The organism is Ercella succinigenes, from assembly GCF_900002895.1.
Genome location: NZ_CDHP01000063.1, coordinates 78,760 through 103,825 on the forward strand (window position 1 = coordinate 78,760; position 25,066 = coordinate 103,825).

The window sequence follows — 25,066 nt, forward strand, 5'->3', positions numbered from 1 at the left end:
ATTTTTAAAATGGTGGCGGCTCTGTCGGATATCTACCCTCATCTTTTTCAAAAAACATCGTATATTTAGGCCACCAGCCAAGATGAACCGTACCAGTTGATCCTTGTCTGTTTTTAGCAATTATGACATCGGCATCCTCAGTTTCAGTAGGCATGTTTTCAGAATCATAATAGCTCTCACGATACAAAAACATAACAACATCGGCATCCTGCTCGATCGCTCCGGAATCACGCAAATCAGACAACATTGGTTTTTTATCGGTACGTGCCTCACAGGCACGGCTAAGCTGAGAGAGAGCTATAACCGGAACTGCAAGTTCTTTTGCCATAATTTTCAATGATCTTGAAATCTCTGAGATTTCTTGTTGTCTGCTATCCGATCTTGACTGCCCATTACCGCTCATCAGCTGAAGATAATCAACAACAACAAGTCCAAGTTTATTATCCAATTTAAGCTGACGGCATTTTGACATCATTTCCAAAACACTGGTGCCTGATCTATCATCAATAAATACGGGGGCAGAGTAAAGCGGGGGCAAAGCCTTTGCTATTTTATCCCAGTCTTCACTTTGCAATTCTCCTGTTGTAAGTGATTTTGCATTAACAAGAGATTGTGCGCTAAGCATACGATTACCAATTTCTTCTTTAGACATTTCAAGACTAAAAATAGCGGCAGGAACATTATATAATGTAGCCGCTTTTTGAGCTATATTTAGAGCAAAAGCAGATTTACCCATAGCAGGTCTGGCAGCAACAATAATCAAGCCGCCTTCACGAAGTCCGCCAAGAGAACGATCAAGACTGGGAAAACCTGTCATCACATGTCTTTCATGTACTTTACCTTCTGCCATTGAAGCTAGTTCATTTACAGTTCTGCCCATGATATCTTTTAAGCTTTCAAAACCAGAGCTGTCTCTGTTTTCCCTGATTTCATAAATTCTTTTTGCGGCAATGTCAAGCAGAAGATCAGCCTGATCGCCATCCTCAAAGCAAAGACCTGTTACCTCATCCATCGCAGAGATCAATCTACGTAAAACAGATTTCTGTCTGACCAGATCAGCATAATGTGCGGCATTAGAAATAATAGGCACCTGATCCGGCAGGGAACCTACATAACTTAATCCTCCTGCTTTTTCCAGCAAGCCTTTGCTTTCCAGCATATCTGTTACGGTTAAAATATCTACCGGCTTACTCGCCAGATAGAGCTCTGTAATTGTCTCATATATAAGAGCATGATCCGGCCTGTAAAAATCATCAGGACGCAGCACAGCTGTTATTTCAGCCAAGGCACGCTTTCCTGTCATTGCAGATCCCAAAACAGATTGCTCTGCCTGAAGATTATGAGGCGGTATACGCCCGGCAACTCTGACAGGAGTTTCGGCGTTTTTGGTTGACATAAATATTAAGCCTCCAGATTATCAACTTTTTGTTCAGGATAAAGCAACTACTTTTATACCTATTTTAACGGTTACCTGCTGATGAAGCTTCACTTCAGCTTCAAAATCTCCAAGGTTTTTTATCTGTTGCTTAAAGTTAATATTTCTTTTATCTACCTTATATCCTTCTTTTTCCAGCAGATTAGCAATATCCATTGAAGTTATAGCACCATACAGGCGACCACCTTCCCCTGATTTTGCCGGCAAAGAAAATATTTTATCTTTAAGTTTGGCTCCTACTTCCTTTGCCTCTTCAAGATTACGTGCTGCCTTTGCTGCTTCTGCCTTCTTTTTATTCTTTACTGAATTAAGATTGGCTGGTGTAGCTTCAAGCGCCAGATTCTTTTTAAAGAGAAAATTTCTTGCATATCCATCGTTCACTTCAACAATATCATCTGCTTTACCATGACCTTTTACGTCTTGTAAAAGTATAACTTTCATAAAAACAACCTCCGATTTTAGACTAACCTTTATTCTATCACATCTTTAAGTTTTAAGTCATTGTAATACTTTCTATTTGCACAAAACAAAAAAATTGCAATTACTTACTTTGCACAAAAATTTGCTAAAAATAGCAAATATGAAATTGTATAATAATTGCCTTTATGCTAAACTCCTGTCAAAGTGAATAGTATGTGTTTGCACGCAATGCGCTGGTATATATGCCAGAGGAACTCGGATGAAATTTCCGGACTATCCCAGTAACCGTGAAGCTGACAAAACGGCAAAAGCCACTGCCTTAGCAAGGTGGGAAGGTGCCGAAGTAGGATGAAGCAAAGTCGGGAAACATGCAATCACATTATACTCCTGGGGTTGAGAAGGTTTTTAACTTTATTTTTTAAAAGCTCCTCGGATTTTCTGTGGAGCTTTTTGCTTCCTTGGATACTATTCACAAAATTTAAGGAGGAAACTATATGAACAAAAAGAAATTTATTTCAATGATGCTCGCTTTGCTGATGGTGTTTGCTGTTTTTACTGGTTGCGGCCAGTATACTACAGTTGAAAATACCACCACAACTGCAGAAAAAACCACTACAACTATAGAAAAAACCGAAGCAACAACAGAACCGGCTGCTGACATAACTGAAGCAGAGTCTGATGTTCTCTCATTCATGGATATGAAAGGCAGAGAAATAAAACTTAATGATACTGCCAAGAGAATAGTTGCTCTGACAGCTGCTGATTGTGAAATACTATATGCGATTGGCGCGGGAGAAACACTTGTGGGACGTGGTGAATATTGTGATTATCCTGCAGAAGTACTAGACGCACCGGCTGTACAGTCTGGAAATGAAACTAATATTGAACAGATTATCGCACTTGAACCGGATATTATATTGATGGGAACAATGGCACAGACGCAAGAGCAGATTGACGCACTTGAAAATGCAGGTATATTGGTTGTCGTAAGTGATGCTCAGGACATAAACGGAATCTATACAGCTATTGAATTAATAGGAAAAGCCACAGGTCAAAACGACAATGCAGCCGATTTAATCGCTAAGATGAAAACTGATTTTGCGGAAATAAAGACTGCGGCAGAAGAAAAATCAACTGCCGATTCAAAATCAGTATATTTTGAAGTTTCTCCTTTGGAATGGGGATTATGGGCTGCCGGCAAAGATACGTTTATGCATGAAGCTGCAGAAATGATCGGTCTGGAAAATACTTTTGCCGATGTTAACCAGTGGGGAGAAATATCTCAAGAACAGGTAATTGAGAGAAACCCTGATTATATCGTAACAATCACCATGTATTTTGGAGAAGGACCTCTTCCTGAAGAAGAAATAATGAGCAGAGATGGCTGGGCAAGTATCACAGCAGTTTCAGAAAAACAGGTTTTTAACGCTAATTCTGATGAGCTTTCAAGACCAGGCCCAAGATTGGTTGATGGCGTAAAATCGCTGTTTGATTTCGTTTACGGAGAATAAATGAAAAAAAGAGATAGTTTCACAATTATTGAATATATTATTTCTATTTGCATAGTAATTTCTATTTTTATTCTATGTGTGTTCGCAGGCAGTGTAAATATTGCGATCAAAGACACTTTTTCTGTCTTGATGGATAAAATAACCGGCAATGCTACTGTAAGCAGCAATACTGTTTCTATCATCTATAATGTCAGACTACCCAGAGTGATTAATGTTGCGCTTGTTGGCGCAGCATTATCGCTTTGTGGAGCCGCCATGCAAGGACTTTTAAGGAATCCCCTTGCAGACGGCTCCACCCTGGGAGTATCTTCCGGTGCTTCTTTAGGTGCAGTTATCGCAATAGCCTTCGGTATAAATCTGCCCTTTTTCGCCTCAGGCGGTACAATGATAATGGCTATTCTTTTTGCTTTTGGTTCTCTAGTTCTGATACTTTCACTTGCTTATCGCCTGGATTGTTCTCTGGCAACAAATACAATTATTCTGATTGGTGTTGTTTTTACCATGTTTGCACATAGCCTGATCAGCCTGATAGTAGTTTTTGCCAGTGAAAAAGTTAAATCCATTATGTTCTGGACTATGGGCTCACTATCCGGCAGCAGCTATACCAATGTCTTGACTATGCTAACAGCACTTCTCATATGTGGCTTTTTTATTCTGAGGTATGCTTCCGAACTAAATGCATTTGCCATCGGAGAAGATAATGCCAGACATATCGGGGTAAATGTTAAAAAAGTAAAATTTGTTATTCTTATTGCAGCATCGGTTCTTATTGGTGTAAGCGTTTCAATTGGCGGTACTATTGGTTTTGTTGGACTTGTCATTCCTCATATCGCAAGAATGATTTTTGGTCCGAATCATAAACGCCTGCTGCCTGCTTCAATGTTGTATGGTGCTTCATTCCTTATGCTGGCAGATCTTATCGGCAGAATAATACTAAAGCCGCTGGAACTACCTATAGGAGTTGTTACTTCTTTTATTGGTTCAATAGTTTTTGTTTACATTTTTTATTCAACCAGGAAAGCGAGATGATCAGATGCTTACAGTCAAAAACTTAGGTGTTAGCTATGGCAGTTTGAAAATAATTGATGATGTCAGTTTTTCTGTTCAAGCTAATCAATGGCTTATGATCGCAGGCCCTAATGGTGCTGGTAAAAGTACCATTGTAAAAGCTGTAACTCAGGGAATACCATATTGTGGTAAAGTTTTCTGGAAAGAAAAAGATGTCTCGCACATTAGACCGGTAAAACTGGCAAAGCAAATAGGTGTATTAACCCAGAATCATTCAGTAGGATATTCTTTCTCTGTCGAAGAAATTGTAAAACTAGGCCGGTATGCCTGGTCAGGTGGTTTCTTTTCTTCCCTGGACAACGATTCTGATCAGAAAGTTAATTATGCTCTGGAAATAACAGGTATGAACCAGTTTCGTGATCATTCTGTACTTACGCTTTCAGGAGGAGAATTGCAGAGAACTTTTTTAGCTCAGGTGTTTGCCCAGGATCCTCAATTACTGATTCTGGATGAACCTACCAATCATCTAGATCTGGTCTATCAAAAACAGATGTTTGAATTGATCAGAGAATGGCTTAAACAGCCGGAACGTGCTGTTATTTCAGTTGTGCATGACCTTAGCCTGGCTAAAAATTACGGGACACATGCCCTTCTTATGAATAAAGGAAAAGTTGCAGCTTTTGGTGAAACAGATAAAGTTCTTGGTGCCGATAATTTGTCAGAGGTCTATTCAATGGATGTCTATCAATGGATGCAGGATATTTTATCTTGTTGGCAATCAAATGCAAAAGGGATTTAAGAAATCCCAGGAGGAAGTAAATGCTGTTACATCGCTTTACAAATGGAGATACTATTTTAAGAGAAAATAACAGTATTATAGCTCATTTTGCAGGTTCTCGAAAAATTTTGAGCAGCGCACCTCATAATGGTGGTCTTAGAACAAATCTTAAGTATGCTTTCAATCACTGTGCGGAGAGAACCGAAGATGCGATGCGCGGTTCAACTTATGCCGAACATATAAGGATTCTGTCATCTGAATTAGGACTTGATCCAGACTTAAGCTGCGGAATCAGCACTGGAGCCTATGCAGAAAATGTCGCAATTGTATCCAAAAAATACCGTAACACAGAAGTTACAGCAGTTGTAACGGCCGGCATAGATGTTAATGGCGGCAGAGCAGGTGATCCTGCAAATTGGCATGAAGCAGATACTGGTTATATACATATCCCCGGAACCATAAATATTATGCTTTTTTTCAATAATAATTTGACAGATGGCGCTATCTGCCGAGCACTTATTACATGCACAGAAGCTAAAAGTGCTGCTGTATCAGAGCTTGCTGTCCCGAGCTGCTATTCTAACAGCCTTGCGACAGGATCAGGTACAGATGGTGTAATTATAGTCTCTGATCAAAGCGACAAATTAACATTAACCGATGCAGGCAACCATTTTAAGCTTGGAGAACTCATAGGCCAGGCAGTCAAATCTGCTGTTAAAGAAGCACTTTTTCTTGAAACCCAGCTTTGCCCTCAAAGGCAATTTGATTTTTTCAGACGATTAAGCCGCTATGGTATAAGCGAAAAAACATTAAATACCCGTTTTATTTTGCAAAGCAGCAGTGATGGCATAGCAATTAGCGAGAACTTAGGAAGCAAAACAAAAGCGTTAAATATTTTCCCGGGTGAACTAAATAAATTAATTAACAAAAGAGAAGTCATCATGATGTCTATCTTGTATGCACATATGTTAGATCAACTTTCATGGCATCTAATCACATGTGAAGATGCTGTTCAAGTAGTAAGCTTGCTGCTGAATAAATATCTTAATTACAAATTAGCAACATCAAATAATATGGTTTATAAAAATATAGACTCTTGTATCATATTTCTGACCGAAGCTTTGGAAAAAGCTATTTGCCGCTGCATTTCCGATCACTTAAATAGCAAACCCCTTGTCAAAATTTAACATAAAATTTTGACAAGGGGCTTATGTTTAATACTTACCAGTTATATTTTCAATTAACTTTATTCACCTGTATAAGGCATTAAAGCTATGTGTCTGGCACGTTTTATAGCAATAGTCATTTCACGTTGATGACGGGCACAATTACCGGACATACGTTTTGGCAATATTTTACCGCGCTCTGAAATAAACTTGCGCAAACGAGCAACATCTTTATAATCTATAACTTCAACTTTATCGGCACAAAAAGCACAGACTTTGCGTCTTCCGCGTCTGGGACGCATTCCACGTCCACCGCCGTTTCTCATATCAGCCATGAGTGCAATCTCCTTTCACAATTCAAATCAAATCAGTTTCAGATTAAAGATCGAAAGGCAGCGAGGTATCATCATCCGGAGCCGGGAAAAAACCTTCATTATTGTTTCCACCATTCGCAGCCGGTTTCGCATCATTTGACTGATTCGAAGAAGATCCATACTGCGGTTCGTTTCCTGCATAAGAATCACCTTTTTTGGTATCTCCAAAATAGATTTCATCAGCAATAACTTCAGTTGTAGTACGTTTTTTACCTTCCTGATCTTCCCAATTCCTTGTCTGAATACTTCCAACTACCACAATACGTGATCCTTTGTGGAAATATCTGCCAACAAATTCTGCTTGCTGCCTCCAGGCAACAACCGGGATAAAATCTGCTTGCCGCTCTCCGTTTGCACCTTTGAAACGGCGATCAACTGCTATGGTAAAAGTACATACAGCTACCTGATTAGGGGTAGTTCTCATTTCTGGATCACGGGTCAATCGACCCATTAATATAGCCTTATTCATTCGCTCACTAACCTTTCCGACTCGTCAATCGTCAGCACGAATAACCATATAGCGCAATACGCCATCGGTAATCTTAAGCACACGTTCGAGTTCTTTTGGGAATTCAGCTTCTGAACTGAAGTTGATCAGAGTATAATATCCTTCTTTCTGATCATTAATCTCATAAGCGAGACGTCTGCGACCCCATACATCAACATTGTCGATAGTTGCCTCAGATTCGATCAGACCTTTGATCTTTTCAGATGTCGCTGTTATCGCATCATCTCCGATGGCAGGGTTAAGGATAATCACTGCTTCATACTTTCTTGCCATTTTGTTTCACCTCCTCCTGGACTAAACGGCTCCTATACTTATGTATAGAGCGAGGATGACATATCCCGTCCCGGGACATGTCTACTAATGTGCAAATAGAATATATGCACATTAGGGTACTATATCACGCTATAATTACAGCGTCAATAGCAAAATAAAAGTTAAAATTATATTTTTAAAATATCTGGGAGCAGGCAAAAATTTTAAATTCAAACAGTAAAACAATTATTCACAACAAAGTCTCCTCTCCTATCCGTCTTGATTTCAAGAGAAGCTAAAATAATATAACTGCGGATTTTTATTGTACACACATTGTAAATGCTTTTTCTAAAAAAAACATTCAAAATACTAATAGACTTTAAGTTTTTCCCTCAAAATCTTTTATATCCGCTGCCAAAGCTTTTAATAATTCATAGATCTGTTGAGCCGTTTTTTCATAATATTCATAAGATCCTCCATAAGGATCTATAATATCTTCTTCTGGAAAACCAGCTGCCTCTCCAAGAGATTTAATTCTATTCTCAAAATTAGGGAAATATTTGCTTAGCAATTCTTTCTGATCATTTGTCATTGTAATCAAGATATCTGTGCTTTCAATTATCTCAGGAGTCAGCCTTACAGCAGTATGTAAACTTAAATCAATATCATAAACATTTCTCATAACCTCAACAGCATTTACACTTGCAGGATCACCAGGCCATGCCTGAATACCGGCAGAGATTATTTCAATTTCATCTGTATTCAAATTTATATTTTTTGCCAAAATATTCTTTAGCAAAGCAGCAGCCATAGGGCTGCGACAAGTATTACCTGTACATACAAAGCAAATTTTCATTTGTTTACCTCCAAGTCAGATTAACTTCGCTTGCCGCTTTTAGAAGCCGGTTCATATATGCACTTCCCATTCCATCTGCAGGCAGTGCCTCAGCTATAATTAAGTCAACACCAGCCTGATCAAATTTTCTCAATGCGGAAAATAACTTTCTTGAAGCAGCGGCAGAATCAGGCTCGAAAGCATAGTCAATATATACTTTACCTGTCTCTTCGATATTATCATTTAAAGGATACCATTTATCTCTAAGCAGATTTCTTGTCTTGACACAAGAAAACAAGCCTATTTTCACAAAAAGCTTCGATTCCAGCCCTTGTTTGGCAGTAATCCTATTTATTTCATCCGCCCTGTCTTCTATATTATCTCCTTTTGCAACATATACTTGCGCATTCGGAGCATAGTGACGATATTTCATGCCAGGAGCTTTGGGAATCTGATCCTTACCTGAAATATTTTCATTTGAAATAACCTTAATACCAGTCTGTTTCTCAATCATCTCCGCAGTTATTGCGCCTGGCCGTAGTATCACAGGAACAGATCCTGTTAAATCAAGAACAGTTGATTCCAGTCCGAATTCACATGCACCATCATCTATAATATATGGAATCAGTCCTGAAAGATCTTCGTAAACATGCCAGGCACGAGTTGGGCTTGGGCGGCCTGAGCGATTGGCAGAAGGAGCAGCTACAGGAACACCTGCTGCTTTGATCAGTTTCAGAGCAGTCTGATGTGACGGAATTCTGACAGCTACCGTATCCAGCCCGGCTGTTACTATATCAGGCACACTACAGTCTCTGGGAAGTACCAGAGTTAAAGGTCCTGGAGAAAAAGTCTTAAGCAGAAGCTTTGCAATCTCTGAATCACCAAGTACAATACCTGTTAATTCCTCAGCATCAGAAACATGTATGATTAGAGGATTGTCAGCCGGCCTGCCTTTAACTTCGAATATTTTTGCCACAGCAGCCTCATCGAGTGCATTTGCTCCCAGACCATAAACCGTCTCTGTCGGGAAAGCTACCAACTCGCCGCAACGTAAAGCAAGAGCAGCAGGTTTAATCTGCTCATCTAATAAAAGACTATCAACAGTTATAATCTCTGTTTTGTATTGACTCACAAATTAGCCTCCGTACTGTTTGCAGATACTTTCTCATCATGAGCCGCAGCATATAAGGCCTGAATTATTTCTTCTATATCACCTTCAAGTATTTCATCAAGACGGTATAGTGTAAGGCCTATTCTATGATCTGTAACACGTCCCTGATGATAATTATAAGTTCTTATTCTCTCACTTCTATCGCCTGTTCCCACCTGATTTTTTCTATCACTAGCAATTGTATCAAATTGTTGTGACTGTGCTATTTCCAAAAGCCTTGACTTAAGAACACGCATTGCACTGTCTTTATTTTTATGCTGTGATCTCTGATCCTGACATGAAACAACAAGGCCGGAAGGTTTATGTGTTATCCTAATTGCCGAGTCAGTACGATTAACATGCTGTCCACCGGCTCCCGATGCTCTGAAAGTATCGATCTGCAAATCAGCAGGATTAATATCCACCTCTACATCTTCTGCTTCAGGTAAAACGGCAACGGTTACGGTAGAAGTATGAATGCGGCCACCAGATTCTGTTACCGGCACTCGTTGAACACGGTGTACACCACTTTCATATTTTAATCTGCTGTATGCACCATTTCCTTCTATAAGAAATACTAATTCTTTTACTCCACCTAATTCTGTTTCATTTGAATCAATAATTTCAATTCGCCAGCCTTTTTGTTCTGCATAAGAACTATACATTCTAAACAAAACAGCTGCAAACAAAGCGGCCTCATCACCACCGGCTCCACCTCTGATTTCCATAATAACATTGCGTTCATCATTTGGATCTTTTGGAGCAATAGCAGCCTGCAAATCTTTTTCCAGTATTTTCAGTGATGATTCCAGTTCATTTATTTCCTCTCTTACGAATTCTCTGAATTCAGAGTCTTCAGACTCTCTGAAAAGCTCTTTACTATCATTAAGCTGATCTGTAATATTGCTCCATTTATTATACATTTCAACTATTCCACTTAACGAAGAATGCTCCTGCATAAGTTTACGATACCTGTCCTGATCACTCATCATGGCAGGATCTGCCAACAGCAGATTAAGCTCTTCATATCGTTCAACAGTTTTTTTCATTTGCTCATGAAAATCCGGCATATTTAAACAGCTCCTTAAAGTTCATCTAATTATTTTTTTCGGTATTTATATCAATATCAAACCAAGACATTATCATTTATCAAGACATCAGTATAATTAATAATACTGTCATCAGGTGATTATACTTTTTTTATTTACTATAGTACAGCAAATCCAGCTTTTAACTCGTATTAAATCGTTTAAAAGCATTCCCCTTTTGTCATGGCAAACATCGACAGCGGTGAAACCAACTAATATTTTAGCAAAATAACCAAAAAGAGACTATTTATTCTGACAATTTCATTATCACTATGGTAACTTAGGTTCTCATCCTTTATAATAAGCGTGGCTTTTTTTTATTTTCAGGAAGCTGATGATAATTTTGAAAGGGGAAACATACATGCTAAAAACACATGAAATTGAGCAAATGACCTGTGTGGCCAAAGGGCCTAATCATGGTCCCGCACCTATTCCCGAGGAAGGTCGCTGGATACAGGCCAAAGAGATAAAAGATATCTCCGGCTTTACACACGGTGTTGGCTGGTGCGCTCCACAGCAGGGTACCTGTAAACTGTCACTTAATGTAAAAGATGGAATCATTCAGGAGGCTCTGATTGAAACTATCGGTTGTACAGGAATGACACATTCTGCCGCTATGGCTGCAGAAATTCTTTCTGGCAAAACTATTCTGGAAGCTTTGAATACAGATCTGGTTTGCGACGCCATCAATACTGCTATGCGTGAATTATTTTTGCAAATAGTATATGGTAGATCACAATCTGCATTTTCAGAAGGTGGATTGCCAATCGGTGCAGGTCTTGAAGATTTAGGAAAAGGACTGCGCAGTTCAATAGGTACAATGTACAGTACATTAGATAAGGGTCCACGTTATCTTGAGCTTACAGAAGGATATGTCATAAAAATGGCTCTTGATAGTGATGATCAGGTTATTGGTTATCAGTTCCTTAAAATCGGACCAATGCTGGAAATGATCAAAAAGGGTGTGGATGCCAACGAAGCATATCAAAAGAACATCGGCACATACGGCCGCTTTGACGATGCTGCCCGTTATATCGACCCTCGTCATGAATAAAAACATATCGTGAAAGGAGCAACCATCCATGGCACTTTTTGAAAGTTATGACCGTAGAATAGCACAGATCAACGCAGCACTGGCCGAATATGGCATCAGCTCTATTGAAGAAGCTAAATCCATATGTGAGGCTAAAGGCATTGATCCATATAAAATTTGTAAAGATATACAGCCTATCGCCTTTGAGAATGCAGCATGGGCCTATGTAGTAGGCGCTGCAATTGCAATAAAAAAAGGCTGCACAAAAGCTGCAGAGGCTGCAGAAGCTATAGGAATAGGTCTTCAGGCCTTTTGTATTCCTGGTTCTGTTGCTGATGATCGTAAAGTAGGTATTGGACACGGTAATCTTGCCGCTATGCTGCTTCGTGAAGAAACAAAATGTTTTGCTTTCCTGGCAGGACATGAGTCTTTTGCAGCCGCAGAGGGAGCAATAGGAATTGCTAAATCAGCCAATATTGTCCGTAGTGAACCATTGAGAGTTATTCTTAACGGTCTTGGCAAGGACGCAGCAATGATTATTTCTCGTATAAATGGCTTTACTTATGTTCAAACTCAGTTTGACTATGCTTCAGGTAAAGTTAATATCGTAAAAGAAACACCTTATTCAGAAGGTGATCGTGCAAAAGTTCGCTGTTATGGTGTTGACGATGTACGTGAAGGCGTTGCAGTTATGCATCTGGAAGGTGTTGATGTTTCAATCACCGGTAATTCAACTAATCCTACCCGCTTCCAGCATCCGACTGCAGGAACATATAAGAAAGAATGTCTGGAGCAAGGGAAAAAATATTTCTCTGTTGCTTCTGGTGGTGGTACAGGACGTACTTTACATCCTGATAACATGGCTGCCGGCCCTGCATCTTATGGTATGACAGATACTATGGGACGTATGCATTCTGACGCTCAGTTTGCAGGTTCTTCATCAGTTCCAGCACATGTTGAGATGATGGGCTTCCTCGGTATGGGTAATAATCCTATGGTTGGCGCATCTGTTGCTGTTGCTGTTGCAATAGAGCAGGCAGGCTGATTTAAACAATTATAGATACTAAAGAAGTATATAAAAAGGACTGTTATGAAAGAGATTAATCTCTTTCACGCAGTCCTTTTTTATTCAAAAAAATCAACTACAATTTTTTAGAGCAAGTTGCGGTAAATTCGAAAAAACTATTTGTCTTCATTGTTTTCTTGTATTTTTGATTCACTCAGAAATTCTATTATTTTTTCTGACATCAGAATCCGGTTTCTTGCTTCGACACTTAAATCGAGTGCCAGGCGGCGTAAAAACTCATGCATCTGATCATTTTCCAGATTTTCTGCTGTAATCCTATCCAGAACCTCTGCTGATGTTCTTACCAGATCATTTTTTTGTCCTGCAAGATAATGAGAATAAAGTTCCTCAGCCTGCTGAGCAGTGCGGCAATCAGATATAAGATGTTTTAAATCCTGCATTGATAAAACCTGTTTCAAAGTTGCTATCATTATGAGCAAAGATACATGTGTCTGCGAGTATTTTTTTGACTCAGCTCTTGGAATTAAACTATCTTTTATATAATTATTTATCATTGCCGGAGTGAGAAGCTTATCTTTGTCCTTCTTGGTAAAAAGACTAAGCTGCCGTTCTATATAAGTCTGCACCTGATCCATGTATAAACCTATATCAGGAAGCTTATCCCAGTCGGCCTGACTAAATCCCTGAACCTCACGAAGCCATTCCATTAATTCATTAGTCTTTTCCATTCTTTTTACCTCAATCAAGTCAGTTTATGTCTCAACCATAATAATCTTTTTTATCGCTTTTTCCAATTGTCTTCGCGGCAATGTCATAAGTCTACCACAAGTCAGACATTTAAGAGCAATATCTGCACCTGTTCTGGTCACTTGCCAAATAAATCCACCACAAGGATGCTTTTTCTTGAGCTGCAGCTGCTCTCCTACTTTAAAAGGATATAATTCAAATTGTGATGACATATAGACAAAGCCTCCTTTTACATACTTATATTCTACTGCAGATAACAGCCCTTGGATTGCCACCATAATCATTGTGCATTTCTATTTTATCCCAACCATTTTCATCTGCAAGTGTTCTTATATCATTAGCCTGATCATAACCATGCTCACAAATCATAAAACCTTCCGGAGCAAGAAACTTACCAGCTTCGGCAAATAAACGTCGATACAAATTTAATCCGTCCTTGCCCCCATCAAGCGCAAGGACAGGTTCATAAAGATAAACCTCTGCCTGAAGACGAGGGATTACATCAGCTTCAATATAAGGAGGATTTGCAGATATAAGATCGTATTTCTTTGCATCTGGTCTTGCCGGCCAAATATCAGTTATAAAAGTTTCTGTTCTTTCAGCAAGTCCGTAGCGATTAATATTTCTAACAGCAAATTCCATAGTTTCAGGACTGATATCGGCCAAATTAAGTTTTACATTAAAACCCTTTGCAATCAGTTCTAAAGCCAGTGTAATACCAATGCAACCACTACCTGTAAAGGTGTCAAGTAAAAAAACTTCTGCCGGCAGAAGATCACTTTTTTCAAGAACCTTTTCAATTAGTATTTCTGTATCAGCTCTGGGGATCAAAACACCTGTTCCCACATCAAACTCACGGCCAAAGAAATCTGCTTTACCTGTAATATAAGCAAAAGGCTCTCTTTTCAAGCGCCTGGTTAAGGCCTGCAGAAATTTTACTTTTTGAACATCGGAAAGAATGCTTTTGTTTTCGGTAATCAAACTGGACATATCATATTCCAAAATATCTCTCATCAAATATCTGAACTCAGAAAGAGGAAGATCTATATCTGCTTTTGTCATTTCATTTACAGCATATATTTTCAGATCTTCTATGGTAGCAATATTTTTCAATAATTCACCAGTTGTCTTTATCATCTTCTTTTGGCAAAACAGCTTTCATTGCGGTTATTGCAACTTCCAGCATACTGTCATCAGGATCGGCAGTAGTAAGTCGTTGCATCCACAAACCCGGAGCTGCAATAGCTCTTGTAAATTTATTATCAAAGCGTCCTGTAATGCGTATTATTTCATACGATATACCAGCTATTGCAGGTACCAAAGCAAATCTAATCAACATATTAAGCCAACGGTTTCTCCAACCTAAAAAAGCAAATACAATGATACTAACTATGATTACGGTAAACATAAAAGCTGTTCCACACCTAGGATGAAATCTACTAAATTTTCTGGTATTTTCAACAGTCAGTTCTTCTCTTGCTTCATAGCAGGCAATGGTTTTATGCTCAGCACCATGATACATCCATACTCTTTTTATATCCTTCATTTTTGAAGCCAGCACAAGGTAAGAAACAAAAATAGTAATTCTGATAACACCTTCAACCAAAGCAAGTGATAAAGTAGCACTTCTGGAGGTAAGGTCACTCTTAAAAACATACTCTCTAAGAAGATCTGTTAAAAGACCAGGCAAAAGGATGAAAAGAACTATACTGAAAAGTATTCCTAAAATTGCAGAAAAATAAAGCATCAAGTCACTATGCTTTTCTAAAAACATATCCAGTTTACTTTGCTTTTTTTCTACTTTAACACTTTCAACAGTATTTATTTTTTCACTCTGCTGATCAGCTTCTGTTTTTTCAGCTTCAGGTATATCTGCAGCAGATATACCTTCTACAGTTGCAGCAGCTGCTACAGATACTGCGGAAGGACTGCTTGGGGCAGTTTCTTCTTCCATACCCTCTTCCATATATTCAGCAGATTTCAATAAGGCTTTTGTACCTGAAACAAGCTGTCTGAATAATCTTACCGAACCTCGTACAAAAGGAATATTAGCAGAACCAGACCATTTATTAGCAGGAAGTTCTTCTACGACTATTTCTCCATTTGAACGTCTAACAGCCATAGCTTTTTTATCCGGACCTATCATCATTAAACCTTCAATCAGAGCCTGTCCACCTATGGTTGTTTTTTTGCATTCCGCTTCTTCTTTTTTTGTTTTAATTTTTTCCATAATTAATCAGGTATCAGCAAAATTATATCTCATATAATCAAACCGATAATCTACCTCCTGTTGACTCATAATATCAGATAATGCGATAAAGCATTATTTATTGCTCCTTATTATCTCATGAAATTCAATAAAGAAAAAGGAGGTTGGTTACTCCCAGCCTCCCTTCGATAGTAATTATTTCTGTTCCATTCTCTTTTTGAATTTATCAACACGTCCGCCTGTATCTATCAGTTTCTGCCTGCCTGTATAAAAAGGATGGCATTTTGAACAGATATCAACTGTCATACTTGTCTTAACCGATTTAGTTTCAAAAGTTTCGCCACAAGCACAACGTACAGCTGTTTTGACGTAATCAGGATGAATTCCACTTCTCATTTCTATCACCTCTCAAGAGTATAGCGCGTATCTTTGCCCATTGCCTTGACACGTATGCCATACCAGATTCCAATATGCTTAACAGATTTTATACTATTAGCATTTAGATGTCAACAATATTATCTATTATTACCATTATTATTTCCATTTGATGAATTATTGCCGTTTGCCTGTCCATTAGGACGAGTTCCTCTCATAGCTTCAAATACGCTCTTGTCATTAAAAGAAACATTTACAGAAGAAGTAAAATGTTCATTGTTTTGAGTTTTTAGCAGAAGATTAATGATCGTCTCAGTGACGGCAGCGGTGTCAAGCTGACTGAAAGCTTTTCTGATTGTCCAGACAGCATCAAGCTCTTTTTCTGTCATCAGTAATTCTTCACGCCTTGTGCCTGAACGGTTTATATCTATCGCAGGGAAGATTCGTTTTTCAGAAAGCTTGCGGTCAAGATATACTTCCATATTGCCTGTTCCCTTAAACTCTTCAAAAATTACTTCGTCCATTCTTGATCCGGTTTCAATCAATGAGGTAGCAATAATTGTCAGACTGCCGCCATTTTCAATATTTCTTGCCGCACCAAAAAATCTTTTGGGTCCATATAAAGCTCCGGGATCAAGCCCACCGGACAAAGTTCTTCCTGTTGGGTTAATAGTAAGATTATATGCTCTGGCTAACCTTGTCATACTATCAAGAAGTATTACTACATCTTGCTTTAACTCAACAAGCCTCATAGCTCTCTCCAAAACCAGCTCAGTTACTTTCACGTGATTTTCAGGAGTTTTGTCGAAAGTTGAATAAACAACTTCACCTTTAATAGACCTTTGCATATCCGTAACTTCTTCCGGTCTTTCATCAATCAAAAGCACGATAAGTTTTACATCTGGATTATTTATGCTGATTGCATTAGCTATTTTTTGGAGCAAAATTGTTTTACCTGCTTTAGGTGGCGAAACAATCATCCCTCTTTGACCTTTGCCTATGGGTGCAGACAGGTCAATTATTCTTGTGGAAAGTTCATTTCTTGCAGTTTCAAGCCTAAATCTATCATCAGGGTAAATAGGTGTCAGACGATCAAATTTAGGTCTGCGGATCATTTTTTCTGGAGGCATTCCATTTACTTCTTTTATATATAGCAAAGCCTGATATCGGTCTGATTCGCGCTGAAGCTTGCCAGGACCGGTTACATAGTCACCTGTTCTCAGATTAAAGCGTCTTATATATTGTGGTGGTACATATATGTCCTTGCTTCCCTGAAGATAATTATCTTTACGCAAAAAGCCATAGCCATCCGGCATAATTTCCAAAGTCCCGGCAACAAGTTCTCCCTGTTCTACAGCAGTACGCTTAGATCTATTATCATTTTGTTTTTTAATTTCATTGTTTAAAGGAGCATTGGTCTGAAGAGGTCTTCTTTGCTCTTTATTTCCCACCGATTCAGGCGGTGTCTGAACTTTTTCCGACTGCTCAGATTGACTTTTGACCTCAGTTGTTTCTTTCTTTACTTCGGAAGAAATATTATCAGAAATACCAGGTTTAGCACTCTCTATTGATGCAACAGATTCGTTTTCCTTAATTTCAGAACTTACGCCTGCCGGCGCAGAAATTTCGCCAGAAGCAACATTTTCTGTTTTTATAGTTTTTTCTTCAACTTTCGCTCTGCGTGTTCTTCCTCTTGAAGCTGTAGTTTTTTTGGCAGGTGCTTTTTGTGTCTCAGACTTAATTTCTGTTTCGCGGGTTTCAGCTTTGGCACTTTCATTTTCTACAGGTTTCTCCGGAGTTTTTTTGTCAGCAGTTTGTTGCTCTGGAGCCTTTTTGACTGCAGATTCTTTTTCTGTAGTCTGTTTTGTTGTTCTTCTACCTCTTGTTTTTCTGACAGAAGAGCTTGCAGGCTTACTATCTTTAGTCTCCACTTTTGCTTCGACTGTTTTAGATTGTTTATTCTCTGGTTCTTCAACAGAAGTTTTCTCGGCAGATGGTTTCTTGGTAGTGCGTCGCCTTGCAGGTAAGGAACCTTTTTTCGTTTCACTTACTTGTGCAACAGACTCGCTCTCCTTTTCAGAAGATGTTTTTTCAACATTACCTGAAATATTCTCTTTTGCCTCGGCTACAGTCTTTGCCTTTTCAGTTGTTTCAACTTTGACAGGCGTCTTTTTAACTGGCGCTTTTGATTTTGCTTTAACTGAGGGTTTAGAAGTTGAAGATTTAGCAGCTGAAGATTTAGCCGTCGATGTTTTAACAGTAGTAGTTTTTTTCTCTCTTACTGCTTTCTCTTTTTTTTCGGATTTTTGTTCAACTGGTGGCTTCTGCTCAACATTCTCTGATTTTTGTTCAGCATTTTGCAGAAAATTAATCAGCTCAGGCTTAGTCATTTTTCTGGCTTGGGTTAAAGTTAACAAACCGGATAATTCAGCAAGCACAACAAGATCAGCCTTGGTCTTGCCTGAAAGATTGGATAAAGGCATTCAATCACCTCGTATAGCCAAAATAATTGGCGAAATTTAATAGTATCAATAGTTTATGAAGCAATCCTTGAGAAACGCAAAAGAATCTGTCTAAGATGCAAATTCAGTCCGCAGACCTATTCATGGAGAACAGAGAATGTCAATAAAATGAAATTTCGTTCAAGAATCTGACTAAATTATATTGACAGAAATGGCTCACGTCAAGGAAAAGCTAAGCAAAATTGCAAAAAAAGTTACAAATCAGTGAAAAATGCTATTTTATTAAGGAGCTTATATTAAATTCTTAGGGTTTCTTCAACATCTATTTCCCAATTTGCTTGTTTTACAAACCCATATCTCTGAGCAACTTTGCAAAATCGATACAAAACTACATGTCTTTTATCTCCAATTTTGCTCTATAGTGATGCTTGATCTCGTTTAATTTTCCTACTATCTACATATTTGTTATTAAAAAGCTGTTGCAAATTATGCAACAGCTTTTTTAGATATTAACTACTATTTTTTCCTAAAGGTATTATTTGCAAAAATATTATCAGGCATCGCTCAAAGCAGCAAACTTATCCATCATCGCCAAAGCACGTCCTGTTCCTATTGCAACACAGGAAACAGCATCGTCAGCTACTACTACATCTATACCTATTTTGGCAGACAACATTCTATCTAAACCAAATAACAATGCTCCACCACCTGTGAGGACGATTCCTCTTTGACTGATATCAGCCATAAGCTCAGGGGGAGTGCGTTCAAGTACGGAATGAACTGCTTCAAAAATCTGGCTTACCGGTTCTTCCAAAGCTTCTAACATTTCTGTTGAGGAAACTGAAATAGTTGCTGGCAAACCTGTAATTAGATTTCTGCCGCGAACTTCCATTGTCAGTTCTTCTTCTCTGGGATACGCACAGCCGATATTTATTTTAAGTTCTTCCGCAGTGCGGTCACCTATCAAAATATTATGTTTGCGACGAACATGCTTAACAATCGCTTCGTCAAATCTGTCACCAGCTACTTTAAGAGAATAATCAACAACAGGTTGGCACAATGATATAACAGCTATATCCGTTGTTCCTCCTCCGATATCAACTATCATGCTTCCACAAGCTTTGGCAATATCTATACCAGCACCTATAGCAGCTGCAATTGGTTCTCTGATAAGGAAAACATCCTTTGCTCCTGCATGTTTACATGCATCTTCAACAGCCTTTTGTTCAACAGGAGTTATGACACTTGGAACACAAACTACTATTGTTGGTTTGAAATATTTTGCTCTAACTCCACGACATACACGTCCGATAAAAGCCTTTAACATAACCTCGGTAACTTTAAAATCTGATATGACACCATCTCTCAATGGTCTGATTGCATCTACAATACCTGGTGTCCTTCCAAGCATTAAACTTGCACTTTCACCAACGGCCAGAACTTTGCCCGTTTTTGAATTAATTGCAACCACCGAAGGTTCTCTGAGAACAACTCCTTTTCCTTTTACATATACAAGTACTGAAGCTGTGCCTAGGTCTATTCCGATATCCATCCCTAATCCCATGTGGTTTTCCTCTCCTGCGGTCTGATATATATCCGACTTATTAAAATTTATTAAACAGGTTATTTACCTATAATGTTCAATTGTTGCTCACGCCATACAATGATACAATATGTTGATAATATAATCAATAATTATAGTTGTCAAAAGTCCTTTACCTGGAGGTATCATTTAGTGCTTAAACTGCTAGCTTGCCTTTTTATGTTACTTGATCATATAGGATTTTATTTCGATAGTTTTCTGCCACCTTTTTTAGCATTGCTATTGCGAACATTCGGCAGACTTGCTTTTCCTATCTTTGCATGGCATGTCGCCAGAGGATATATACGAAGTCATAACATTTTTTTGTATTTTACAAGACTTGCTGTATTTGCAATAATCTCTGAATTGATTATAAGGTATTCAAATCAAATGGCAGGAGTAAATATTCCTGGAACAAATGTACTTGTAACTTTTGCCTTGTCTGTAGTTCTGATTGCAGGTTACCAGATAGCAAGATTTTCTTGGAAAGATGTCGTAGCCAGTTTACGTCCTATTGCTGCAGCAGATGGCACATTGCCGGTAAAAGGAGTTCCTGAAACATATAATGTCAGAATCAATCTAGGTGGAATAGAGCTCGATCCCAAGATAGGTTTACCTCTTGGAACCTTAGTAATGTTTATAGCTTTTTTAGCTGCAATATGGCTTCGTCCTGATTATGAAATCTACGGAATGATGACTGTTTTGCTTATTTACATCGCGATTGACAAACAGGATGAATCCAATTGGGAAAAAAGAATCTGGAAGTTTCTTATTCCTTTGAACATTATATTCATGGCCTATAGGATTATTTTTTATCCACAAATAACAGCATGGGCTATTCTTCAGTTGTTCTCATTACTTTCGATACCAATATGCATAAGGCATATTCGTGACAAAAAACCTCCTGTCTGGGCAAAATATGCATTCTATTTATTTTACCCTTTGCATATTTTTGCATTGGCTCTAATTTTTAGTCTTATCGGCTGATACTATGGTATTTGATGCTATTTGTGATAAAATAACCCTTATTTAAGCAAAAGAAGAAGGGGTTTTAGAAATGGCTTATTCTGTAAATATTGATCGCAAGTGGCAAAAGAAATGGGAAGATAACGGCTTGAACCGTTTTGACGAGAATAGTACAAAAGAAAAAATGTATGTTCTTGAAATGTTTTCTTACCCTTCCGGTGCCAATTTGCATGTCGGGCACTGGTATAATTACTCATTATCTGATTCATGGGCCAGAATGAAAAAGATGCAGGGATATGAGGTTTTTCAGCCAATGGGTTTTGATGCATTTGGTCTGCCGGCAGAAAACTATGCAATCAAAACCGGTATTCATCCTCAAGACAGCACATTGAATAATATAAAAACAATGGAAAAGCAGTTGCGCGAAATGGGTGGTCTTTTTGATTGGGAACATGAACTGGCTACCTGTATGCCTGATTATTATCGTTGGAATCAGTGGTTATTTCTCCAGTTGTATAAAAAAGGGCTTGCTTATCGCAAAAATGCACCTGTAAACTGGTGTCCCGATTGTCAGACTGTTCTTGCTAACGAGCAGGTTGAAGAAGGGGAATGTGAAAGATGTCATGCAGAGGTTACCAAAAAAAATCTGACCCAATGGTTCTTTAAAATCACAGATTACGCACAGGAGCTGCTTGATTGTTTGCCGGATCTGGACTGGCCGGAGAAAACAAAGAAAATCCAAACAAATTGGATTGGCAGATCAGAGGGCGCGGAAATTATCTTTGGAGCCCAAAAAAATGGACAAGCTTTGCTAGATGAAAATAAAAGCCAAGTTACTCTTCCGGTATTTACTACAAGAGCAGACACTTTAATGGGAGTAACCTATGTTGTTGTCGCTCCTGAAAGTGATCTTTGCGATCTTTTAACTACGGAAGATTGTAAAGCTCAAGTTTCTGAATATCAATCTCAGACCAGAAAAATAAGTGACATTGAGAGAATGTCTACTGTACGTGAAAAAACTGGTGTTTTTACAGGTTCATACGCAGTACATCCAATTACAGGCCAGGAGGTTCCGATCTGGGCATCGGATTATGTCATTGCCGGTTATGGAACAGGTATTGTAATGGCGGTTCCTGCGCATGATGAACGTGACTATGAGTTTGCGCAAAAATTTAATTTGCCAATAAAACGCGTCATCTCATCTTCTGATAACAGCGATGATGCTCTGCCTTTTACGGAAAAAGGAATTTTGGTAGACAGTGATCAGTTTACAGGTCTAAAGTCAGCGGATGCAATAAGTGAAATTGTTAAAACATTAAAGAGCAGTAGCAAAGGAAGCATGAAAATAAATTATCGTCTCAGAGACTGGCTTGTTTCAAGACAAAGATACTGGGGTACGCCTATTCCGATAGTATATTGCGATCACTGCGGTGTTGTTCCTGTTCCAGAAGATCAGCTGCCGGTAGAATTGCCATATAATGTGGAATTTACACCAGATGGTGAATCTCCATTAAAAAAATGCGCTGAGTTCATAAATACTAAATGTCCAACTTGCGGCAGGCAAGCCCAAAGAGATGCTGACACTTTGGATACTTTTGTGTGTTCATCATGGTATCAGTTCAGATATGTTGATAATAAAAATAATAAACAGGCTTTTTCCAGAGAAAAAGTAAACAATATGTGCCCTGTAGACAAATATATAGGTGGAGCAGAGCATGCCGCAATGCATTTACTATATTCACGTTTCATTACCAAAGCCCTGAGGGATATGGGATATCTTGATTTTGACGAGCCATTCAAATCTCTTGTTCATCAGGGAACAATATTAGGTGTAGACGGTCAAAAAATGTCTAAGTCACGTGGTAATACGATTTCTCCTGACGAATATATTGAAGATCATGGTTCCGATGTTTTCCGTATGTATCTCGGCTTTGGTTTTGCCTATACCGAGGGCGGACCATGGAGTGACGACGGTGTAAAGGCAATTGTCAAGTTTATTTCAAGGGTAGAGAAATTGATTGAAGAATTGTCTTCAGCATCACAGTCAGGTTTTGATTATGATAAAGATACTTTAGGGCAACAGGAAAAAGATCTTAACTATGCAAGACATTATGCGATTCGCGGAGTAACCACAGACGCTGAAAAATTCCAGTTCAATACTTCAATTTCCAGAATGATGGAATTGCTTAATGCGATCAACAAATACATGCAAGCTAATGATCTTAAAAACTCTTTAAGCTTTCTTAGGTCGGTTGCGATAGACCTGATCAAACTTATGTCACCTTTTGCGCCTCATTTTTGTGAGGAAATGTGGGAGAAACTTGGTCAGAATGAATCAGTTTTCCTAAGCACATGGCCAGTATTAGATGAAAAAGCACTTATAAAAGATACTATCGAAATTGCCGTTCAGATAAACGGGCAGGTAAAATTCCGAATAAATATCCCTAGCGATGCAGATCAGGATCAGGTTCGTGAGCTGGTGGAAAGCGACAGTAATTATGAAAGCTTTATGGCAGGCCGTAAAACCGTAAAATTCATCTACGTAAAAGGCCGCCTGGCTAATCTGGTTGCTAAATAGGACTTAAGCAAAATATGTTATATGCATTTTCCATTATAATCGGCTTAATAGCCGGTCTAATTATTACAAGGCGTCCCAAGGCATTGTTGCTGGAGCAGATAAATCTGCTCTGGCTACTGTTGCCGGCTGCAGTATTAGCAGCAGCACCTCAGATTATAATTTTATTAGACAGAGATATTCTCTGGCGTGATAATAACCAAATTCTCAAAGGTCTAATTAGTTCTTCACATATTATTTTTACATTGATTGTTCTGACTAATATTGTAACTGTAGTTATTAAAATATTTTCTACAATAAAATCAATCTTGATAAAGTACAAAACAAACAGAAAAATCGATCCGAAAGGCTCTTTTTTGAAAAACACTTTATCTTTTAGCAAAGACTACAAACTACTCGTAGTTTCTTTTTTATATGCAATTGCAATGGTTTTTCTTGCAGTAGGCATTGTTGCGCATGCTGCCGTTTTACTCAATAATCAGGGTCTTATGCCAATTAGCGAAAATTATCTTTTAGAAATTGATGATCCGGTAATTGAGCAGGGCATCAGAAATGATGCTCTATATTTCAAAAGGGTAATTACTGATGACACTATACTGCCAGAGCTTGGACAAACAATAAAATTGGATAAATTGACATTTCTTCTTCCCAGTGGCTTTTCATACATCAGTCCTGCCGAACTGATCATAGCCGTATCCTTATTCTTCACGGTGATTTTCTCAATGTTGTTTGAAAGCAGCAAGGTTCATGGAGGACTAGATGAAATCAAAATTTAGCAGAAAAGATGGCGTATACCTTAAGACGATCGATCCTATGATGCGTTTTTTCCCCTTCATTATGAAAAAACGAAATGAATCTGCAGTTTATTTCAGACAACAAATTGACATAACAAATTTACGTATCTGGCTTTCTGAAATTAATCATTTAAACTATGAGCCAATTCCCAAAAGTCAATCTTCAGAAAAAAAACCAGATAGATCAGCAGCTACATTTTTTCATGTAATAATGTCTGCTCTTGTTCAAACAATTAATGAAAGACCGCACCTTAACAGATTTGTTTGCGGACAGAGAATTTACCAGCGCAATAATATTTCCACAGCTTTTGTTATCAAAAGAGCTTTTAATGACGAAGCAAAAGAAGAGGTTGTTGTACTAAATTTTGATGCCAATCCTGGTTTAGCAAATTTATCCAAGGAAATACGTTTTGCAGTTCGAAACATTAGAAAAAAAGCTATGTCTAATGAGAAAAAAAGGCATGGTATTGTCAATTTATTCAATTATGTAATGAATATTCCAAGACCATTTATTCGCAGTGCAGTTCGTTTTCTGACCTGGCTTGATTATCACGGCTGGTTACCCATTTCCATTTGCAAGCTTGATCCGATGCATAGCAGTATCTTTATTTCTAATTTGGGCAGTCTACAAATTGATGCACCTTATCATCATCTTTATGAATGGGGTACAACTTCAATTTTCCTTACTATCGGAGCACCCTCAAAGCAAGCCGTCGTAACTGAAAACAATCAAATTGAAGTTCGCGAAGTAATTAATCTTGCATTCACTAT

General features: G+C 38.4%; 25 protein-coding genes and 1 riboswitch. Of the genes, 10 read left to right on the forward strand and 15 right to left on the reverse strand.

Annotated features, from left to right (window positions below; translation table 11 throughout):
- Nucleotides 1–4 precede the first annotated feature (4 nt).
- A complete protein-coding gene (gene dnaB, locus AC0KSB_RS13630) occupies nt 5–1,396 on the reverse strand; it encodes a replicative DNA helicase (protein ID WP_472310215.1) in 1,392 nt (463 codons plus the stop codon).
- 33 nt (nt 1,397–1,429) lie between these two features.
- The gene (rplI, locus tag AC0KSB_RS13635; RefSeq protein ID WP_472310217.1) at nt 1,430–1,876 is read right to left on the reverse strand and encodes a 50S ribosomal protein L9; all 447 of its coding nucleotides are present in this window, start codon (nt 1,874–1,876) and stop codon (nt 1,430–1,432) included.
- Nucleotides 1,877–2,057: 181 nt separating this feature from the next.
- Nucleotides 2,058–2,245: riboswitch (cobalamin riboswitch) on the forward strand.
- A gap of 104 nt (nt 2,246–2,349) precedes the next feature.
- Here rplI and AC0KSB_RS13640 point away from each other — a divergent pair.
- The 4 genes from AC0KSB_RS13640 to AC0KSB_RS13655 are packed head-to-tail and all read left to right on the forward strand — an operon-like array spanning nt 2,350 to nt 6,339.
- Complete coding sequence (locus tag AC0KSB_RS13640) at nt 2,350–3,366, forward strand: ABC transporter substrate-binding protein (RefSeq protein ID WP_472310219.1); 1,017 nt, start codon at nt 2,350–2,352, stop codon at nt 3,364–3,366.
- Nucleotides 3,367–4,395 (forward strand): FecCD family ABC transporter permease, encoded by a 1,029-nt coding sequence (locus AC0KSB_RS13645; RefSeq protein WP_472310221.1) that lies wholly within the window; start codon nt 3,367–3,369, stop codon nt 4,393–4,395. It abuts the gene before it with no gap.
- Nucleotides 4,396–4,399: 4 nt separating this feature from the next.
- Entirely contained in the window at nt 4,400–5,173 is a 774-nt protein-coding gene (locus tag AC0KSB_RS13650; RefSeq protein WP_472310223.1) for an ABC transporter ATP-binding protein, read from the forward strand.
- Between the two features lie 20 nt (nt 5,174–5,193).
- Nucleotides 5,194–6,339, forward strand: coding sequence for an adenosylcobinamide amidohydrolase (locus AC0KSB_RS13655; protein ID WP_472310225.1), 1,146 nt, complete (start codon nt 5,194–5,196; stop codon nt 6,337–6,339).
- A gap of 59 nt (nt 6,340–6,398) precedes the next feature.
- Here AC0KSB_RS13655 and rpsR read toward each other — a convergent pair whose 3' ends face one another.
- The 6 genes from rpsR to prfA all read right to left on the reverse strand — a co-directional run bounded on the left by rpsR (nt 6,399) and on the right by prfA (nt 10,507).
- On the reverse strand, nt 6,399–6,653 hold the full coding sequence (gene rpsR / locus AC0KSB_RS13660; protein ID WP_472310227.1) for a 30S ribosomal protein S18: 255 nt from the start codon (nt 6,651–6,653) through the stop codon (nt 6,399–6,401).
- Between the two features lie 43 nt (nt 6,654–6,696).
- Nucleotides 6,697–7,161 (reverse strand): single-stranded DNA-binding protein, encoded by a 465-nt coding sequence (locus AC0KSB_RS13665; RefSeq protein WP_472310229.1) that lies wholly within the window; start codon nt 7,159–7,161, stop codon nt 6,697–6,699.
- Between the two features lie 24 nt (nt 7,162–7,185).
- Entirely contained in the window at nt 7,186–7,473 is a 288-nt protein-coding gene (gene rpsF, locus AC0KSB_RS13670) for a 30S ribosomal protein S6 (protein ID WP_472310231.1), read from the reverse strand.
- 358 nt (nt 7,474–7,831) lie between these two features.
- The gene (locus AC0KSB_RS13675; RefSeq protein WP_472310233.1) at nt 7,832–8,308 is read right to left on the reverse strand and encodes a low molecular weight protein arginine phosphatase; all 477 of its coding nucleotides are present in this window, start codon (nt 8,306–8,308) and stop codon (nt 7,832–7,834) included.
- Between the two features lie 4 nt (nt 8,309–8,312).
- Nucleotides 8,313–9,419 carry an L-threonylcarbamoyladenylate synthase gene (locus AC0KSB_RS13680; RefSeq protein WP_472310235.1) on the reverse strand — a complete coding sequence of 369 codons (1,107 nt, stop codon included), beginning with the start codon at nt 9,417–9,419 and terminating at the stop codon, nt 8,313–8,315.
- Nucleotides 9,416–10,507, reverse strand: a complete 1,092-nt coding sequence (prfA, locus tag AC0KSB_RS13685) for a peptide chain release factor 1 (protein WP_472310237.1) — start codon at nt 10,505–10,507, stop codon at nt 9,416–9,418. Before prfA ends, AC0KSB_RS13680 begins: the two co-directional genes overlap by 4 nt.
- A 379-nt stretch (nt 10,508–10,886) precedes the next feature.
- Between prfA and AC0KSB_RS13690 the strand changes: the two genes are divergently transcribed.
- Both AC0KSB_RS13690 and AC0KSB_RS13695 read left to right on the forward strand, forming a co-directional pair.
- Nucleotides 10,887–11,579 (forward strand): iron-sulfur cluster assembly scaffold protein, encoded by a 693-nt coding sequence (locus AC0KSB_RS13690; RefSeq protein WP_472310239.1) that lies wholly within the window; start codon nt 10,887–10,889, stop codon nt 11,577–11,579.
- A gap of 28 nt (nt 11,580–11,607) precedes the next feature.
- Entirely contained in the window at nt 11,608–12,603 is a 996-nt protein-coding gene (locus AC0KSB_RS13695) for a GGGtGRT protein (protein WP_472310241.1), read from the forward strand.
- A gap of 137 nt (nt 12,604–12,740) precedes the next feature.
- On the opposite strand, the gene AC0KSB_RS13700 is transcribed toward AC0KSB_RS13695, so the two are convergent.
- From AC0KSB_RS13700 to mreB, 7 genes are all read right to left on the reverse strand, one after another.
- Nucleotides 12,741–13,313 carry a DUF1836 domain-containing protein gene (locus AC0KSB_RS13700; protein WP_472310243.1) on the reverse strand — a complete coding sequence of 191 codons (573 nt, stop codon included), beginning with the start codon at nt 13,311–13,313 and terminating at the stop codon, nt 12,741–12,743.
- A gap of 24 nt (nt 13,314–13,337) precedes the next feature.
- On the reverse strand, nt 13,338–13,544 hold the full coding sequence (locus tag AC0KSB_RS13705; RefSeq protein ID WP_472310245.1) for a DUF951 domain-containing protein: 207 nt from the start codon (nt 13,542–13,544) through the stop codon (nt 13,338–13,340).
- A gap of 25 nt (nt 13,545–13,569) precedes the next feature.
- Entirely contained in the window at nt 13,570–14,469 is a 900-nt protein-coding gene (gene prmC, locus AC0KSB_RS13710; RefSeq protein ID WP_472310247.1) for a peptide chain release factor N(5)-glutamine methyltransferase, read from the reverse strand.
- Nucleotides 14,450–15,562 (reverse strand): DUF1385 domain-containing protein, encoded by a 1,113-nt coding sequence (locus AC0KSB_RS13715; protein ID WP_472310249.1) that lies wholly within the window; start codon nt 15,560–15,562, stop codon nt 14,450–14,452. The genes prmC and AC0KSB_RS13715 overlap by 20 nt, the downstream gene beginning before the upstream one ends.
- Nucleotides 15,563–15,736: 174 nt before the next feature.
- On the reverse strand, nt 15,737–15,937 hold the full coding sequence (rpmE, locus tag AC0KSB_RS13720; protein ID WP_472310251.1) for a 50S ribosomal protein L31: 201 nt from the start codon (nt 15,935–15,937) through the stop codon (nt 15,737–15,739).
- Nucleotides 15,938–16,056: 119 nt separating this feature from the next.
- Nucleotides 16,057–18,399, reverse strand: a complete 2,343-nt coding sequence (gene rho, locus AC0KSB_RS13725) for a transcription termination factor Rho (protein WP_472310253.1) — start codon at nt 18,397–18,399, stop codon at nt 16,057–16,059.
- 532 nt (nt 18,400–18,931) lie between these two features.
- Nucleotides 18,932–19,942, reverse strand: a complete 1,011-nt coding sequence (mreB, locus tag AC0KSB_RS13730) for a rod shape-determining protein MreB (protein WP_472310255.1) — start codon at nt 19,940–19,942, stop codon at nt 18,932–18,934.
- Between the two features lie 171 nt (nt 19,943–20,113).
- Here mreB and AC0KSB_RS13735 point away from each other — a divergent pair, with 171 nt between their 5' ends.
- The 4 genes from AC0KSB_RS13735 to AC0KSB_RS13750 form a co-directional block, all read left to right on the forward strand.
- Nucleotides 20,114–20,947: a TraX family protein gene (locus AC0KSB_RS13735; protein WP_472310257.1), complete on the forward strand. Its 834-nt coding sequence runs from the start codon at nt 20,114–20,116 to the stop codon at nt 20,945–20,947.
- A 70-nt stretch (nt 20,948–21,017) separates the two neighbouring features.
- Nucleotides 21,018–23,504, forward strand: a complete 2,487-nt coding sequence (gene leuS, locus AC0KSB_RS13740; RefSeq protein ID WP_472310259.1) for a leucine--tRNA ligase — start codon at nt 21,018–21,020, stop codon at nt 23,502–23,504.
- A gap of 14 nt (nt 23,505–23,518) precedes the next feature.
- Entirely contained in the window at nt 23,519–24,277 is a 759-nt protein-coding gene (locus tag AC0KSB_RS13745; protein ID WP_472310261.1) for a DUF5317 family protein, read from the forward strand.
- A partial coding sequence (locus AC0KSB_RS13750) for a hypothetical protein (protein WP_472310265.1) occupies nt 24,261–25,066 on the forward strand: 806 nt, incomplete at its 3' end. The genes AC0KSB_RS13745 and AC0KSB_RS13750, both read left to right, overlap by 17 nt.

What these genes read in the sequence shown, in the direction of transcription:
- dnaB (WP_472310215.1), bottom strand. Translation starts at nt 1,396, where the DNA reads ATGTCAACCAAAAACGCCGAAACTCCTGTCAGAGTTGCCGGGCGTATA.
- rplI (WP_472310217.1), bottom strand. Translation starts at nt 1,876, where the DNA reads ATGAAAGTTATACTTTTACAAGACGTAAAAGGTCATGGTAAAGCAGAT.
- AC0KSB_RS13640 (WP_472310219.1), top strand. Translation starts at nt 2,350, where the DNA reads ATGAACAAAAAGAAATTTATTTCAATGATGCTCGCTTTGCTGATGGTG.
- AC0KSB_RS13645 (WP_472310221.1), top strand. Translation starts at nt 3,367, where the DNA reads ATGAAAAAAAGAGATAGTTTCACAATTATTGAATATATTATTTCTATT.
- AC0KSB_RS13650 (WP_472310223.1), top strand. Translation starts at nt 4,400, where the DNA reads ATGCTTACAGTCAAAAACTTAGGTGTTAGCTATGGCAGTTTGAAAATA.
- AC0KSB_RS13655 (WP_472310225.1), top strand. Translation starts at nt 5,194, where the DNA reads ATGCTGTTACATCGCTTTACAAATGGAGATACTATTTTAAGAGAAAAT.
- rpsR (WP_472310227.1), bottom strand. Translation starts at nt 6,653, where the DNA reads ATGGCTGATATGAGAAACGGCGGTGGACGTGGAATGCGTCCCAGACGC.
- AC0KSB_RS13665 (WP_472310229.1), bottom strand. Translation starts at nt 7,161, where the DNA reads ATGAATAAGGCTATATTAATGGGTCGATTGACCCGTGATCCAGAAATG.
- rpsF (WP_472310231.1), bottom strand. Translation starts at nt 7,473, where the DNA reads ATGGCAAGAAAGTATGAAGCAGTGATTATCCTTAACCCTGCCATCGGA.
- AC0KSB_RS13675 (WP_472310233.1), bottom strand. Translation starts at nt 8,308, where the DNA reads ATGAAAATTTGCTTTGTATGTACAGGTAATACTTGTCGCAGCCCTATG.
- prfA (WP_472310237.1), bottom strand. Translation starts at nt 10,507, where the DNA reads ATGCCGGATTTTCATGAGCAAATGAAAAAAACTGTTGAACGATATGAA.
- AC0KSB_RS13690 (WP_472310239.1), top strand. Translation starts at nt 10,887, where the DNA reads ATGCTAAAAACACATGAAATTGAGCAAATGACCTGTGTGGCCAAAGGG.
- AC0KSB_RS13695 (WP_472310241.1), top strand. Translation starts at nt 11,608, where the DNA reads ATGGCACTTTTTGAAAGTTATGACCGTAGAATAGCACAGATCAACGCA.
- AC0KSB_RS13700 (WP_472310243.1), bottom strand. Translation starts at nt 13,313, where the DNA reads ATGGAAAAGACTAATGAATTAATGGAATGGCTTCGTGAGGTTCAGGGA.
- AC0KSB_RS13705 (WP_472310245.1), bottom strand. Translation starts at nt 13,544, where the DNA reads ATGTCATCACAATTTGAATTATATCCTTTTAAAGTAGGAGAGCAGCTG.
- prmC (WP_472310247.1), bottom strand. Translation starts at nt 14,469, where the DNA reads ATGATAAAGACAACTGGTGAATTATTGAAAAATATTGCTACCATAGAA.
- AC0KSB_RS13715 (WP_472310249.1), bottom strand. Translation starts at nt 15,562, where the DNA reads ATGGAAAAAATTAAAACAAAAAAAGAAGAAGCGGAATGCAAAAAAACA.
- rpmE (WP_472310251.1), bottom strand. Translation starts at nt 15,937, where the DNA reads ATGAGAAGTGGAATTCATCCTGATTACGTCAAAACAGCTGTACGTTGT.
- rho (WP_472310253.1), bottom strand. Translation starts at nt 18,399, where the DNA reads ATGCCTTTATCCAATCTTTCAGGCAAGACCAAGGCTGATCTTGTTGTG.
- mreB (WP_472310255.1), bottom strand. Translation starts at nt 19,942, where the DNA reads ATGGGATTAGGGATGGATATCGGAATAGACCTAGGCACAGCTTCAGTA.
- leuS (WP_472310259.1), top strand. Translation starts at nt 21,018, where the DNA reads ATGGCTTATTCTGTAAATATTGATCGCAAGTGGCAAAAGAAATGGGAA.
- AC0KSB_RS13745 (WP_472310261.1), top strand. Translation starts at nt 23,519, where the DNA reads ATGTTATATGCATTTTCCATTATAATCGGCTTAATAGCCGGTCTAATT.